General features: G+C 66.1%; 14 protein-coding genes and 1 tRNA gene. 9 read left to right on the top strand and 6 right to left on the bottom strand.

Going from position 1 to position 14,154, the window contains the following annotated elements; all coding sequences use genetic code 11:
• The first annotated feature begins 14 nt into the window (after nucleotides 1-14).
• Nucleotides 15-1,094 carry a phosphotransferase gene (locus BH683_RS25875; RefSeq protein WP_084839157.1) on the top strand — a complete coding sequence of 360 codons (1,080 nt, stop codon included), beginning with the start codon at nucleotides 15-17 and terminating at the stop codon, nucleotides 1,092-1,094.
• A 60-nt stretch (nucleotides 1,095-1,154) separates the two neighbouring features.
• Nucleotides 1,155-1,230 (top strand) — tRNA-Thr (locus tag BH683_RS25880).
• A 110-nt stretch (nucleotides 1,231-1,340) separates the two neighbouring features.
• Here the strand turns inward: BH683_RS25880 and BH683_RS25885 are convergent.
• Entirely contained in the window at nucleotides 1,341-1,850 is a 510-nt protein-coding gene (locus tag BH683_RS25885; protein WP_084839158.1) for a helix-turn-helix domain-containing protein, read from the bottom strand.
• Nucleotides 1,851-1,936: 86 nt separating this feature from the next.
• On the opposite strand from BH683_RS25885, the gene BH683_RS25890 reads away from it, so the two are divergent.
• From BH683_RS25890 to BH683_RS25900, 3 genes are read left to right on the top strand one after another with little or no spacing between them, the layout of a single operon-like run.
• Nucleotides 1,937-3,370, top strand: coding sequence for an MFS transporter (locus tag BH683_RS25890; protein WP_084839159.1), 1,434 nt, complete (start codon nucleotides 1,937-1,939; stop codon nucleotides 3,368-3,370).
• A 52-nt stretch (nucleotides 3,371-3,422) separates the two neighbouring features.
• Complete coding sequence (locus BH683_RS25895; RefSeq protein ID WP_084839160.1) at nucleotides 3,423-4,196, top strand: PIG-L family deacetylase; 774 nt, start codon at nucleotides 3,423-3,425, stop codon at nucleotides 4,194-4,196.
• Nucleotides 4,197-4,250: 54 nt separating this feature from the next.
• Nucleotides 4,251-5,729: an MFS transporter gene (locus tag BH683_RS25900; protein ID WP_084839161.1), complete on the top strand. Its 1,479-nt coding sequence runs from the start codon at nucleotides 4,251-4,253 to the stop codon at nucleotides 5,727-5,729.
• A gap of 15 nt (nucleotides 5,730-5,744) precedes the next feature.
• Here BH683_RS25900 and BH683_RS25905 read toward each other — a convergent pair whose 3' ends face one another.
• The gene (locus BH683_RS25905; RefSeq protein WP_084839162.1) at nucleotides 5,745-6,290 is read right to left on the bottom strand and encodes a GNAT family N-acetyltransferase; all 546 of its coding nucleotides are present in this window, start codon (nucleotides 6,288-6,290) and stop codon (nucleotides 5,745-5,747) included.
• Nucleotides 6,291-6,362: 72 nt separating this feature from the next.
• Here BH683_RS25905 and BH683_RS25910 point away from each other — a divergent pair, with 72 nt between their 5' ends.
• Nucleotides 6,363-8,390 (top strand): DUF6541 family protein, encoded by a 2,028-nt coding sequence (locus BH683_RS25910; protein ID WP_084839163.1) that lies wholly within the window; start codon nucleotides 6,363-6,365, stop codon nucleotides 8,388-8,390.
• Nucleotides 8,390-9,322, top strand: coding sequence for an NAD-dependent epimerase/dehydratase family protein (locus tag BH683_RS25915; protein WP_084839164.1), 933 nt, complete (start codon nucleotides 8,390-8,392; stop codon nucleotides 9,320-9,322). Before BH683_RS25910 ends, BH683_RS25915 begins: the two co-directional genes overlap by 1 nt.
• A 56-nt stretch (nucleotides 9,323-9,378) precedes the next feature.
• Here BH683_RS25915 and rfbB read toward each other — a convergent pair whose 3' ends face one another.
• Nucleotides 9,379-10,383, bottom strand: a complete 1,005-nt coding sequence (gene rfbB / locus BH683_RS25920; protein WP_084839165.1) for a dTDP-glucose 4,6-dehydratase — start codon at nucleotides 10,381-10,383, stop codon at nucleotides 9,379-9,381.
• Between the two features lie 85 nt (nucleotides 10,384-10,468).
• Here rfbB and rfbA point away from each other — a divergent pair, with 85 nt between their 5' ends.
• Nucleotides 10,469-11,344 (top strand): glucose-1-phosphate thymidylyltransferase RfbA, encoded by an 876-nt coding sequence (gene rfbA / locus BH683_RS25925; RefSeq protein ID WP_084839262.1) that lies wholly within the window; start codon nucleotides 10,469-10,471, stop codon nucleotides 11,342-11,344.
• Nucleotides 11,345-11,349: 5 nt separating this feature from the next.
• Nucleotides 11,350-11,970, top strand: a complete 621-nt coding sequence (gene rfbC / locus BH683_RS25930; RefSeq protein ID WP_084839166.1) for a dTDP-4-dehydrorhamnose 3,5-epimerase — start codon at nucleotides 11,350-11,352, stop codon at nucleotides 11,968-11,970.
• 12 nt (nucleotides 11,971-11,982) lie between these two features.
• Here rfbC and BH683_RS25935 read toward each other — a convergent pair whose 3' ends face one another.
• Genes BH683_RS25935 through BH683_RS25945 form a run of 3 tightly spaced genes read right to left on the bottom strand, consistent with a single transcriptional unit; the run spans nucleotide 11,983 to nucleotide 14,152 of the window.
• The gene (locus BH683_RS25935) at nucleotides 11,983-12,582 is read right to left on the bottom strand and encodes an ATP-binding cassette domain-containing protein (RefSeq protein ID WP_084839167.1); all 600 of its coding nucleotides are present in this window, start codon (nucleotides 12,580-12,582) and stop codon (nucleotides 11,983-11,985) included.
• Entirely contained in the window at nucleotides 12,579-13,340 is a 762-nt protein-coding gene (locus BH683_RS25940; protein ID WP_246833597.1) for an ATP-binding cassette domain-containing protein, read from the bottom strand. Before BH683_RS25940 ends, BH683_RS25935 begins: the two co-directional genes overlap by 4 nt.
• On the bottom strand, nucleotides 13,337-14,152 hold the full coding sequence (locus BH683_RS25945; protein ID WP_084839263.1) for an ABC transporter permease: 816 nt from the start codon (nucleotides 14,150-14,152) through the stop codon (nucleotides 13,337-13,339). Before BH683_RS25945 ends, BH683_RS25940 begins: the two co-directional genes overlap by 4 nt.
• Between the last annotated feature and the right edge of the window lie 2 nt (nucleotides 14,153-14,154).

A 14,154-nucleotide genomic window follows, 5' to 3' on the forward strand; every position in this document is an offset into this window, starting at 1 on the left:
ACTGGGGGCCCGCGATGATCGAGATGCCGACGCCGACCGATCACACGCTGCAGACTGTGGCTGCCCAACTCGGGATCGGTGACTGTTCGACCTATGAATGTCGGCCGCTCGATGTCGACGTGGAAGCGCCCGGGACCGCAGGATTGTGGCGGGCTCGCCTGAACGGTGACCGCGGAGAGGGAACCGCCGTCGTCAAGTTGCTCCGACACCCCCGGGACTGGCCGATCCTGGCCCAACTCCCGCCGGACGCCCAGGCCATGTTCATCCACCAATTCCCGTGGTCGGACGACCCTGAGGTTGTGTGCGAGGTCGCCGACCTCTGCCCCGCGGGTCTGAGGACGGTGGGCCTGCTCGCCACGCAGTGGCACGGTGAGAGCCTGCGATCGATGTGGCTGGAAGATCTCGGCGAGGTCCGGACTTTCACCGCTGCAACCGAATTCGTCACCGCAGCTCGGTTGCTGGGCGCGTTGGCGGCCCGCAGGGACAGCGCGGGCTCGCCGTTGTCGGAGCGGTTCGACGACTCCTTCGCGCTGACGATGATCGCCCGCAACCGGGTTCAGGGTGGTGACCTGCCGCTTCTTGGGGGGCCACTGCGCGATGTGTCAGAGGATGTGATGCCGACTGACCTGGGCGATGACCTGCGCTGGGTCGGAGAGCACTTGGACGAGGTGCTCGATCGCGTTCTCCAGGTGCGTCACACCCCGGTGCACGGGGACGCCGCTCCGGACAACGTCGTCGTCGACCCCGTCGACTGGGAAGCGGTGGTGCTCATCGATCTCGCGCTGACCCCACGACATGCGCTTGGTTATGACCTGGGCCAGTTGATCTTCGGGCGCCACAGCCCCGTTGTCGGGATGGGCGCCGGCGTCATCGACTCGATCGTGGCGGCGTACCTCCTGGGCCTTCATGACGAAGGGATGGCAGTCGACCTCGAGGAGGTCTGGTTGGGCTTCGTCGGTTCGGCCCTCATTCGCAACGCGTTCGAGGTCACCACCGCGACGACGGATCGACCCACCAAGATCGCCGCCGCGCGGTACCTCGTTCGCAGGGCCATTGACCTGGGCTTGATACCGGTGCGGACCCCAGTCGGTTGAGCCGGTTTGGTGCTCGCCGATCGTGCTCGATAGACTGGCTCTCGCTGCCTCGCGCAGCACGCCGCCTTAGCTCAGTCGGTAGAGCGCTTCACTCGTAATGAAAAGGTCGCGAGTTCGATTCTCGCAGGCGGCTCCACGAAAAGGCCCCCCACTGTGGGGGCCTTTTGGCACTCACACAAAAGCACACCGTTCGGTCATATGCACACGTCGCAACGTGTGCATATGACCGAAACGTGTGCATCTGTGTCAGAACGGGGTGAGCAGCGGGCGCTCGGATCGGAGGGCCATGGAGATGGGGTCTGTTCGGGTCGCCGCGCCGAGCCCTGGTCCGGGACGTACGAGCAATTCGGGCGCACCGGGCACCCCCGCGCACTGCGGACAGCGGCCGAACTCGTCGATGTCGGTGCCGCAGGCACTATGAGAGAAAATTCGGCGGCGCCGCGTCGGATCGGATCGACCATCACCCCAGCGGATCAGTGCGTGCAGTGCCGGCCACAGGTCCAGGCCGGCGGCGGTGAGCACGTAGTCGGTGCGGCCTCCACGGGGCGCCCGTTCGAGCACTCCCGCGTCGATCAGGGCCGAAAGGCGCTGGGTCAGTACCGCTTTGGAGATGTCGAGGCGCTGCTGGAAGTCGGTGAAACGGCGGACCCCGAAGAAGCACTCGCGCAGGATGAGCATCGTCCAGCGTTCGCCGACGATTTCCAGGGCACGCGCCAGCGAGCAGTCCTGCGTGTCGTAATCGGTGCCGAGTGCCATGGCCCGCAACTCTACACCGATGGTCTGTTCACCAGACCTTGTGATAACTTTTCGTGATAGTTCGGTGATCAGACCAAAGGGCGGCCATGACCAGTTCGGATGTTCAGGACACCGCAGTGCAGGCACGGCGCTCGCTCGTCGTCTCGGCCCTGGGCACCTTGCTGGTCCTGGTCGCGTTCACCGCGCCGCTGTCGACGATCAACGCCACCGCGGCCTCCCTCGACGCCGGGGTGTCGGGAACCACCTGGATCCTGAGCTCGATGAGCATCGGCCTTGCTGCGGCTCTGCTGTCCACCGGGACGATCGCGGACGACTTCGGTCGCCGCCGCACGTTGGTGATCGGCTTGCTCGTGGTCGCGGCCGGGTCGGTCGTGGGTGTTCTCGTCCCGGACGTCGTCGCCTTCGTGTTGACGCGGGTCGTGGTCGGGGTCGGGGGCGCGGCGGTGATCGCATCCAGCCTCGGCATCATCGCGCACACCTTCGCACCCGGGCCCGCACGTGCGGCCGCCAGCGGCATCTGGGGAGCCAGTGTCGGCGCGGGTATCGCGATCGGACCGCTACTGTCTGCGCTGCTGGAACGGGTGCACAGCTGGCACGACGCCTATTGGGTCCTTGTCGCCGCTGCCGTGATCCTCGCGGTCGCGGCGGAAAAGCTGGTACGGGAGTCGCGGTCGGAGCACCGCCGGGGTCTGGATCTGCCCGGGGCCGTGCTGTTCGCGGGAGGGATCAGTGCCTTGCTGGCCGCGCTGGTCGAGGGCAGGCAGGGCTGGTCTGAACCGACGGTCATCGTCCTGTTCGTGGCTGCCGGTGTTGTCCTGGCAGCGTTCTGGTTCGTCGAATACCGCAGCACGACATCGATGGTGGACCTCGCGCTGCTCCGATCACCCGCGTTTGTGGCGGCGACAACGGCAGCGTTCGTCACCGGCGCGGGTGTCATCGCGGTGATGTCGTTCATGTCGGGCTTTCTGGGCGCGGCGCTGGGGATCTCGGCGGTCGGCGCCGCGTGGTTGTTGTTCTCGTGGTCGGCAACGAGCGTGGTGACCGCTCTGTTGGCGCGACGCATCTCGCCGCGGGTGCCCGGCCGGGTGCAATTGGCACTCGGCCTGGTCGGGATCGCGGCGGGACTGCTGGGACTGGCCGGAATCGACGAGAGCTCGGGCTGGGCCCGGTTCTTACCGGGCCTGATCGTCGCCGGCGTCGCCTCCGGTGTGGTCAACGCCGCACTCGGACGAGAGGCGGTGGCGAGCGTTCCGCCGGGTCGCGGCGGAATGGGTAGTGGCGCCAACAACACCGCGCGATATGTCGGGTCGGCCATCGGGGTCACCGTCGTCGCAGTGATCGCGACTCATCCCCGGGCCGGCTCGTCGGCAGAAGGCCTGATCGCCGGGTGGAATGTGGCAGCGGTGGTGGCAGCGGCTGTTTCCCTGCTCGGTGGCCTGGCCGTCCTGGGCTTTCATGCCCGAGTCGCACCGGCAACGCGGGCCGCGGCGGCAGCGAAGAAATCGACGACCGCTGGGTAGACTGGCGTCTTCGTCCGTGGTCGCGTGCGCAACAATCGGTGGGAGTTCGGTCATGAGCGTTTTGGTGAGTTTTCATGCGCATCCGGACGATGAGGTGTTCAGCACCGGTGGCGTGATGCGCGCGGCCGCCGATGCCGGCCATCGAGTGGTGCTGGTGACGGCGACCGATGGCGCGGTGGGGGAGTTCCCCGAAGGGATACTCGACGAGGGCGAGGCGTTGGCGGATCGCCGTCGAAACGAACTCGAGGAGTCGGCGAAGATCCTTGGGGTACATCGCCTGGTGATGTTCGGATATGCAGATTCGGGGATGGCCGGCACCGCGGAGAACGCGAATCCGCTGGCGTTCATGAACATCGGGGTCGACGAGGCCGCGCAGCAATTGGCAGACGTGCTCCTCGAGGAACAGGCCGATGTCGTGACCATCTACGACAGCAACGGCGGCTACGGACATCCCGACCACATCCAAGTCCATCACGTGGGTCGTCGCGCTGCCGAGATCGCCGGTACTGCATACGTGTACGAGAGCGTGGTCAACCGTGACCACATGCAGAAACTGATCCGGTCGAACCCGAAGTGGACGGAGGAGGACGCGTCGATCGATCTGTCGACCATCGGGTTGCCGGACGCCGACATCACCACCGAGGTCGACGTCAGCGAGTACATGACCGCCAAGCGCGCGGCCATGGTGGCTCACGCGACCCAGATCGGTGACTTCGGGCCTTTTCTGGGCATGACCGAGGACGAACTGCGTGCAGCCTTCGGACTCGAATGGTTCCGTCGCGTGCGCGGTGTCGACGGACCGCGAGAACGCTCGCTGCCCCTCTGATCAGCGATTATGATTCAAGCATTTGCTTGATCCTCCCCGCAAAGGTGATCGCCCATGACCGCTCCGCAGGCCCCGGCCGTCCCGACCCGTAACAGCTGGCTGACGCTGGTAGCGATGACCGGCAGCCTGTCGATGATCATGCTCGATCAGACCGTCGTCACTGTCGCATTGCCGACGATGACCCGGGAACTGCCACTGTCGCCGACCGGTCAGCAGTGGGTGGTCAACGCCTACGTACTCGCGATGGCCGCGACCGTGGCGCTCGGCGGCAAGCTGGGAGCCAAATACGGTCCCGTCACCACCTTCCGCGCAGGCGTGGTCATTTTCTTCCTTGCTTCGGCGATGTGCGGGCTCGCCCCGTCCGGCTCGTTCGGCGAGGAATGGATCATCATCGCCCGCTCGACCCAGGGGCTGGGAGCGGCGCTGATGATGCCGGTGAGCGCGACCATCGTGATGGGCGCATTCCCGCTGTCCATGCGCGGGAAGGCAATGGCCGTCTACGTGGGCATCAGCCAGATCTTTCTGGCTGTCGGCCCGCTGCTCGGCGGCGCACTCACCGAATGGGTCAGCTGGCGTGCGGTGTTCTGGCTCAACGTGCCGGTCGGGATCATCGCGTTGCTGCTGGTGGCCAGGGCCCGTCCCGACAATGCGAAGCAGCCGTCGTCGGTGATCAAGCCGATCCCGGTGGCGCTGATGATCATCGGTCTCGGCGTGAGTGTGTATGCCATCCAGCAGGCGGGCACGTGGGGATGGGGGTCGACGAAGACGCTGGGACTCCTGGCGGCCGGGATCTTGGTGACGGCGATCTTCGTCTGGTCGCAGCTCAAGACGCCCGACCCGCTCGTGCAGGTCCAGATGCTTGCGCGCCGGGCATTCCTCGGCAACGTGACGGTGCTGTTCGCAACCCAGTTCAGTCTGCTCGCGATCGTTCTCTACTCGACTCTCTACGTGCAGGATCTGCTGGGCTACAGCCCGATGATGGCAGGCGTCGCTGCATTGCCACTGATCTTTCCCCTGGCGGTGGGCGCTCAGCTGGCCGGTCGCTGGTACGACAAGCAGGGGGTTCGGCCACCGGTGATCGCCGGCATGGCGGTGGCCACGGTGGGTGTGGTCGTCTGGGCGGCCACCTTCTCGCAACTCGAGTACGTGGTGCAGATACCGGGCATGGTGATCACCGGGTTCGGCCTGGGGCTGGTGTTCTCGCCGGTCAACACCGACGCCCTCGGTCGGGTCGGGGCCGCCGAACGCGCGCAGGCCTCGGGCATCGTGCAGACCGTTCGTCAACTCGGCGGCACGCTCGGTGTCGCGGTGATCGGCGCGATCGTGCTGGCCCAGCAACGCGAGGGCACCCAGGCGGCCCACGCGAGCCGAAATCCGAAGCAGGAGATCATCGACAACTCGGCGGACGCCATCGCGATCGGATTCTATGCCGCAGCAGCGGTATTCGCGGTGGGCCTCGTCGCGTCGTACTTCCTGCTCTCGAAGGAGCGGGTGGTCGAAGACCCCGACACCGTTCCGGCCGAAAGCTTCTGACAAGACCGACAGAGGTCAGATCGCGCCCGGGTCGGTCCGCAGGAGTCCGTGCACCACCAGATCGTGGCGCGTGCCGTTCCGGCCGAGGACAGCCGAACGCAGCACCCCCTCTTCGACGAAGCCGCATCTGTGGGCAACGGTGCGCGAGGCCGTATTCGAGGCATACGCGTCGAGACCGACACGGACGGCCCCGATCTGCCACGAATACCCGATGAGCAGCCGCGTCGCGCGGGTGGCCACGCCCCGGCCCCGGGCGTGCGGCGCCACCGAATACCCGATCTTGGTGACATCGTCTTCGTCCTCGGCACGCAGCCCGCACAGACCGAGGAAGTGATTACCGGAATCGACGATGGCGAGGTCGAAACCCGGCCACACCCGGGTCGATCTGCTCTCGACGAAATCGCGGGCGTCCGCCTCGGTGTAGGGCTGCGGTACGACGGTGAATTCCGCGGTGACCGGATCCTGGCTGGCTGCGAGCACCGACGGGATGTCACCCGCCTCGAGCGGGCGCAGCGTGATCACGTCATCGGCGATCGTCGGGATACGGCGCGGCCAGTCCATGAGCCCACGGTAGTGCCGAGGCGGCCTCGTTTAAGGTTCAACGTGAACCTGTAGACGACGAATGGGAATTGCATGCTGTTGGCCGCTTGGGTCACGGCGGTCACCGCTGTGATCTTGATCGTGCCCGGTGCGCTCGTCGGTCGGCGGATGGCGTTACCCTGGCCGATCGCGGTGGCGGTGTCCGCGCCACTGACCTTGGGCATGGTCGGCGTGTTCACGGTGCTGTACGGAGCCATCGGCATCCCCTGGAATCTGCTCACAGCGCTGCTCATGGTCCTGGTGTGCTGGCTCATCGCCTGGGGCTGGGACCTCGTCGGCCGCAGGATCGGATTGCCGGCGCCCTCGCCTGTCGACGCCGACGCTCCGCGACTCGGCAGGCCGGCGCTCCTCGGGATGATCGCCGGTGTCCTGCTCGGTGCGGCCATCATCGTGCTCACCTCGATCCGCAGGCTGATGGGCACCACGTTCCTCGGGCTGAACAACATCTCGCAGGTGTGGGACGCGCTCTGGCACGCGGACGCGCTGCAGTGGATCCATCAGACGGGCGATGCATCGGCACTGCACATGGGTGACCTGATGAACTACGACACCCACGGCTTCAACTACTACCCCAACACCTGGCATGCGCTCGGGTCGCTGCTGTACCCGCTGACCGGTGCGGACACGGTCGAGCTCTACAACGTGTACTCGCCTGCGGTTCTGGCGTTCACCTTGCCGATCAGCGTCGGCGCCACGGCGTACTGGCTCGGCCGCGCCAGGCTGGCCCCCGATCAGGCAGCCGTCTTCGCCGCCGTCTGCGCCGCGATCACCGCGGCGTTCCCGTCGTTGCCGTACGTCGAACTCGCCTTCACCTCGGTGCCGAATGCCGTCGGCGTCTCGCTCGCGCCGGTGACGGCTGTGCTGGTGACCACGGCGATCAGTGATCGCAGGCGAATCCTGCCCGCGGCATTGGCCATCGCGGGCACTGCGGCCACCCACCCGTCCGGTCTGGTGGTCGTAGCAGTCATCGTCGGGCTGTGGTGGCTGCTGCAGCTGCTCCCGAACCCGGTCCGTGGCCGCCTGGCCGACATCGCGACGTTGGCTGTCACCGGGGTAATCGCCCTGGTCCTGATCAGTCCGGTCATCATCGGGACGTTGAAGATCTCCGAGAACAACGAACTGGCAGGATTCGAGTTCCGCGACGATCAGGCGAATCTGGCGACCGCGCTGACCCGGGCGACGTTCCAGGGCACGGAACTGCTCGGGCACCAGTACCCGTTGCTCTATCTGCTGATCCCGGCCGCCATCGGGTTCGGCTGGCTGATCTGGTCGCGGAACTGGGCCGTCGCCGCAGCGTGGCTGCTGTTCATCGCCGCGACCACCAACGCCATCTACGAGATCGGCGGTCCGGTCTCCCGAGTTCTCGGCACCCTCGGCGGGTACTTCTACAACTCCCCGCACCGCCTGACCTTCGTGGTGTCGATCTTCACCGCGATCGCTGCAGGTATCGGGGTCGGGGTGCTGGTGCTGGGGGCGGTCCGGCTACTCGACCGCACCGACCGACTGCGTAGTCCGCTCCTGCTCCCGGCCGCGACGCTGGTGGCGTTGCTGTTGGTCATGGGTGCAGGTGCCGTCCGGTACGCAGACAACGGCGCAATCGCGACGCAGTACCGGAGTGAGGCCCGGATCGGGCTCGAGGACGTGGCCGCCTACAAGTGGCTGGCACAGCAGCCGGGGGCACAGGACACGGTGATCTTGAACAACCTCGATCAGGGCAGCGGTTGGATGTATCCGGTCGCCGATCTGACGCCGCTCTTTCCGTTCTACCGGGCCAACGATTTCAGCCAACGCCAGGCCGACCTCTACTGGAATGTGGGAAAGATCGGAAGCGACCCGGCCATCGACCAAACCGTGCGCGACCTGAACATCCGCTACGTCTTCGACAGCCCGCCGAGCTACTGGTGGTTCCAGAACGGTCCGCAGAATCTGGCCGAGGGCATCTTCGGCGACCCATTCCTGACGCTGCGCGACGCGGGCGCCCCTGGCTTGCGGGAGATCTATCGGCAGGGAGATGTGACCATCTTCGAGGTCACCGAGGACGTACGGAACGGAGGCCACTGATGCGCACCATGGTCACCGGCGGTGCCGGATTCATCGGATCGACCTTGACCGACCGCCTGTTGGCCGACGGCAACGACGTCGTTGTGCTCGATGATTTTTCGCGGGGAAGCAGGCAGAACCTCGCTGCTGCCATCGCCGCGGGTGCCGAGGTGATCGAGGGCGACCTCACCGCCCTCGATCTCGATGCTGTCGTGGCGCACGCGAAACCCGAGGTCATCTTCCACCTGGCCGCCCAGATCGACGTCCGGGCGTCGGTGGCCGATCCGGTGTTCGATGCACAGGTCAACGTCCTCGGTACGGTACGTCTGGCCGAGGCGGCGCGACTGGCCGGAGTCCGAAAGGTCGTCTTCACCTCGTCCGGTGGCTCGATATACGGTTCGCCGGAACACCTTCCGGTCACCGAGTCCGCTCCTGTCGCGCCGATGAGTCCCTACGCCGCGGCGAAGGTGAGCGGCGAGGTCTACCTGAACATGTACCGATCGCTCTACGGACTCGACTGCTCCCACATCGCTCCGGCGAATGTCTATGGGCCGCGCCAGGATCCGCACGGAGAGGCAGGCGTGGTCGCGATCTTCGCCCGCAACCTGCTGGCCGGTACCCCGACCAAGTTGTTCGGGGACGGCGGCAACACCCGTGACTACGTCTTCGTCGACGACGTCGTCGCTGCATTCGTACTGGCCTCGGGTGCTGCCGGTGGGGGTACGCGGTTCAACGTCGGAACCGGGGTCCAGACCTCCGACCGTGAGCTGCACACTCTGGTCGCCGAATCTGCGGGCGCTGCAGACGATCCCACGTTCGAACCGGCACGCCTCGGCGACGTCCGGGAATCGGCGATCGACGGATCGCTGGCAGGTGACGTCCTCGGCTGGCGGCCTGAAGTCGCCCTCGCAGAGGGTGTTCGACGAACCGTGGATTACTTCCGCACCACCTGACTTCCGCACCACCTGACTTCCGCCGAACGGGGCGGTGGTTTCGGCACGGTCGGCGGCTAGGTGATCGCCTTCTCGGTGGCGGCGTATTTGTTTTCGACCTGGGTTTTGAGTGGTTGCCACCAGTCGGGGTTGTTGCGGTACCAGGCGATGGTGTCGGTGAGGCCGCTGCGGAAGTCGGTGTAGTGGGGTTGCCAGCCGAGTTCGGTGCGTAGGCGGTGTGAGTCGATGGCGTAGCGCAGGTCGTGGCCGGGGCGGTCGGTGACGAAGTCGAAGGCGTCTGTGGGTTGGCCGGTGAGTTCGAGGATGGTTTCGATGACGGTGCGGTTGTCGACTTCGCCGTCGGCGCCGATGAGGTAGGTCTCGCCGATGGTGCCTTTGTCGATGATGGTCCAGACGGCGTCGTTGTGGTCGTGGACGTGGATCCAGTCGCGGACGTTGGTGCCGTGGCCGTAGAGCTTGGGGCGGATACCGGCCAGGACGTTGGTGATCTGGCGGGGGATGAATTTTTCGATGTGTTGGTAGGGGCCGTAGTTGTTGGAGCAGTTGGAGATGGTGGCCCCGATGCCGAAGGAGCGGACCCAGGCGCGGACGAGGAGGTCGCTGCCGGCTTTGGTGGCCGAGTAGGGGCTCGAGGGGTTGTAGGCGGTGGCTTCGGTGAAGCGGGCGGGGTCGTCGAGGGCGAGGTCGCCGTAGACCTCGTCGGTGCTGATGTGGTGGTAGCGGACGCCGTGGGTGCGGACGGCTTCGAGGAGGGAGAAGGTGCCGACGAGGTTGGTGTGGACGAAGGCCGAGGGGTCGGCGAGGGAGTTGTCGTTGTGGGATTCGGCGGCGAAGTGGACGACGAGGTCGGTGTCGGCGACGAGTCGGTCGACGAGGGTGGTGTCGGCTATGTCACCTTCGATGAGTTCGATCTGGTCGGCGACCGGGGCCAGGGATGCGGCGTTGGCGGCGTAGGTCATCGCGTCCAGGACGCGGACCTGCACGTCCGGCCGGGTGGCGAGCGTTCGGTGCACAAAGTTCGCGCCGATGAAGCCCGCTCCACCGGTGATCAATACCCGCATGACAATCCTCCGTTCGATTGCCGCAACCTTACCCAGCAAGATCGTCACCGGTCATGTGGCGGGCTCCGGCCTTAAGGTGTCACGTATGCGTGGAATCATCCTGGCCGGGGGAACCGGAACTCGGCTGCATCCCATAACTCAGGGTGTCAGCAAACAATTGGTCCCGGTCTATGACAAACCGATGATCTACTATCCGCTGACGACGCTGATGCTCGCGGGTATTCGGGAAATCTTGATAATCACCACTCCGCATGATGAACAGGCATTTCGATCACTGCTCGGCGACGGCAGCCAATTCGGGCTGACTCTGACCTACCGGGTTCAGGAAAGCCCTGACGGCCTGGCGCAGGCCTTTGTCCTGGGCGCCGACCACATCGGCTCCGACTCGGTCGCGTTGGTCCTCGGCGACAATATTTTTTACGGCCCCGGTTTGGGTTCGCAACTGGGCCGGTTCCATGACATCGAGGGCGGCGCGGTCTTCGCTTATTGGGTGCGCAATCCCGAGGCTTATGGCGTGGTCGATTTCAACAGCGACGGCACGGCGATCGATCTGCAAGAAAAGCCGGAGAAACCCAAGTCCAATTTCGCGGTTCCCGGTTTGTATTTCTATGACAACAACGTCGTCGAGATCGCGGCGAACCTCGAGCCCAGTGCGCGCGGCGAGTACGAGATCACCGACGTCAACCGCGCCTACCTCGACAAAGGCCTGCTCCAGGTCGAAGTGCTGCCACGAGGCACAGCCTGGCTCGACACCGGCACCTTCGACTCGCTGCTCGACGCAGGCAACTTCGTCCGCACCGTCGAAGAACGCCAAGGACTCAAGATCGCCGTCCCCGAAGAAGTCGCATGGCGCCGTGGATTCATCGACGACGACCAGCTCCGCGCGCGGGCGCAGGGCCTGACCAAGTCGGGATACGGCACCTACCTTCTCGACCTCCTCGAACGCGGTAAGGAACACTGACATTCATGCTGATCGAACCACTGGCCATCGACGGCGCCTGGAAGATCACCCCGAAGAAGTTCGGTGATCCGCGCGGCCTGTTCATGGAAGCCTTTCGCGCTGACGTGCTCTCCGAGGTCATCGGACACCCGTTCGACCTGCAGCAGCAAAACCTGTCGGTGTCGGCCGCGGGTGTGTTGCGCGGTGTCCACTTCGCTGATGTCCCACCGGGACAAGCGAAGTACGTGAGCTGTCCGCGCGGGGCCATCTTCGACGTCGTCGTCGACATCCGGGTCGGGTCGCCGACCTTCGGTGCCTGGGACGGGGTGCTCCTCGATGACGTCGACCGCTGTGCGGTGTATGTGGGTGAGGGACTCGGCCACGCCTTCGTCTCGCTCGAAGACGATTCTGTGGTCACTTATCTGTGCTCGACCGGTTACAACCCGACCGGGGAACACGGTATCCACCCCCTCGATCCGGAGATCGGCATCGAGTTCCCGACCACCGCCCGCGACGGCTCACCGCTGCAGTTCACGTTGTCGGACAAAGACACCGACGCCCCGAGTCTGTCCGAGGCCCGCTCGATGGGATTGCTGCCCGGCCACGATGACGTCGCTGCCTTCCTCCGCGGACTCGCGGAAAGCTGATCCCCGCACCCCTCAGCGCAGTTCGGTTGTGGTCGAACACAACTCGTCGATGATGTCAGGATCGTGGCTCACCAGCACGATGCCGGTGCCCGCGGCGGCGACCGACCGCAGCATCGCCACCACGTCGGCGGATGCGATGGGGTCGAGCATCGCGGTGGGCTCGTCGCACATCAGATAACGCGGGTGCTGTACCAGCGCCCGGGCCAGGCATGCGCGTTGCAATTGCCCGTCGCTGACCTGGGAGGGATACCGGGACAGCAGATCCCGGCCCAACCCGGTCCGTTCGGCAAACGACACCGGATCGACGGGGCGGTCGGCGATGTCGCCCGGCTCGGTGATGATGCGCGTCAGCGTCCACCTCGGGTTGCAGACGAGCCGCGGGTGCTGGTCGAGCATCGCGATGGACCCCGCAGGCGCTGCTGCGCCGCCATCGAAGCGCACCGTACCCGCGTCGGGGCGGCGGAGGCCGGCAAGCACTCTCAGCAGAGTGGTCTTCCCCGTTCCGGAGCGCCCATAGATGCCGCTGATCGCGCCGGCCGGGGCCGCGAAGTCCTTGCCGTCCAACACGATGTGATCGCCGAAGCGGACGGTCACGTTCTCGGCGGAGATCATGCCTGCGCTCCTGCGAACAACCGGCCGATGTAGCGGTCGGCACTGGACAGCACCCGCGCCGGGGCGTCCTGCAGGACGACCTCGCCGGCGCGCATGACAGCGACGGAATCGCAGATCTGCGCGCGAAGCAAGGACTTCAGTTCGTGCGTGACCACCAGCACCGCGCAGCCGTCGTCGGCGATCGCGCGCAGCAACTTCCACACCAGGTCTGCGAGCTCTGGGTCTAGTGCCGAGGTGGGTTCGTCGGCTATGACGAGCGCGGGCCTGCCGGCGATGGCCGCGGCGATGGCGGCGCGCTGGGCCATCCCCCCGGACAGTTCGTGCGGGTACAACCTCAACGCGTCCTTCGGAAGCCCGACCAGGGCGGCCAATTCTGCGGCGTCGCGGTCACTGTCGAGGATCCGGACGACCTCGGTGAGTTGTGATCCCAGTGTCCGGACGGGCGTGAACGACGTCGCAGGCGACTGTGGGACCAGGCCGACCGTCCGTCCGCGCAGGGCACGCCACCGCCGTTCGTCGTCGAAGGCGATGGTATCGTCGCCGATCACCAGTTCGCCGGTTGCCGACGATCCCGGCGGGAGCAAGCCGCACAACGCCAGTGCCACCAGAGATTTGCCGCAGCCCGATTCACCGACGAGCGCGGTGACCTGACCACCCTCCACATCGAGGTCGACGCCCTGCAGACCCACCACACGATCGCGGTGTCTGCCGCGGGTTGCGATCGTCACACCGAAGCGGCGCAGGTGTGCGGCGCTCACCAGACCTGCCCTCCCGGGGGTTGCATCTGCCTCCGCAGAATCGAGCCACCGGCGGCGAAGGCGAGTGCGGTGACGATCAGCGCCGTGGCCGGGACGACGAGGGTCCACCATGCTCCGAGCATCACATCGCCTCGCGCCTGTCCGAGTAGGGTGCCGAGACTCGCGCGGTCGGGGGACAGTCCGACTCCGAGGAACGACAACGTCGACTCGTGCCAGACGGCGTGGGGGAGCAGCATCATCATCGCGACCAGGGCCTGTCCGCCCACCACCGGAAGGAGGTGGTTGCGCGCGACGAACCAGCGACTCGCGCCGGCGAGCCGTGCCGATCTGACCCATCCCGCTTCAGCGTTCGACAGCAGTTCGGCCCGCACGACCCGCGCGACCGACGGCCAGTGGGTCAGAGAGATCGACAGGATGATCGCCAGCGGATCACCGCGCCAGAGTGCGGCGATGACGATCCCGACGACGAGGTGGGGAAGTGCGTTGACCCCGTCGACGATGCGCATCACCACGGCGTCGACCCAGCCGCCGGCCGCGATCGATCCGACCCCGACGAGCACTCCGAGCAGCGTCGCCGCCACCGCGCAGATAGCGGCGATCACCAGGGAGATCCGCAATCCCTGGGCGGTTCTCACCAGCAGGTCATAGCCGGAATGGTCGGTGCCGAACAGGTGCCCCGAACCCGGGGCCTGCAGGGCCGCAGCGAAATCGGCGACCTGATCACCCGCTGCCATCGGTATGACGATGGCGAGCAGCGCGATCGCTACGACCAGCACCCAGGGCCAGCCGAGCCGCAGTCGTGTGGTGATCATGG

It is taken from the genome of Williamsia sp. 1138 (assembly GCF_002095435.2).
GTDB lineage: Bacteria > Actinomycetota > Actinomycetes > Mycobacteriales > Mycobacteriaceae > Williamsia.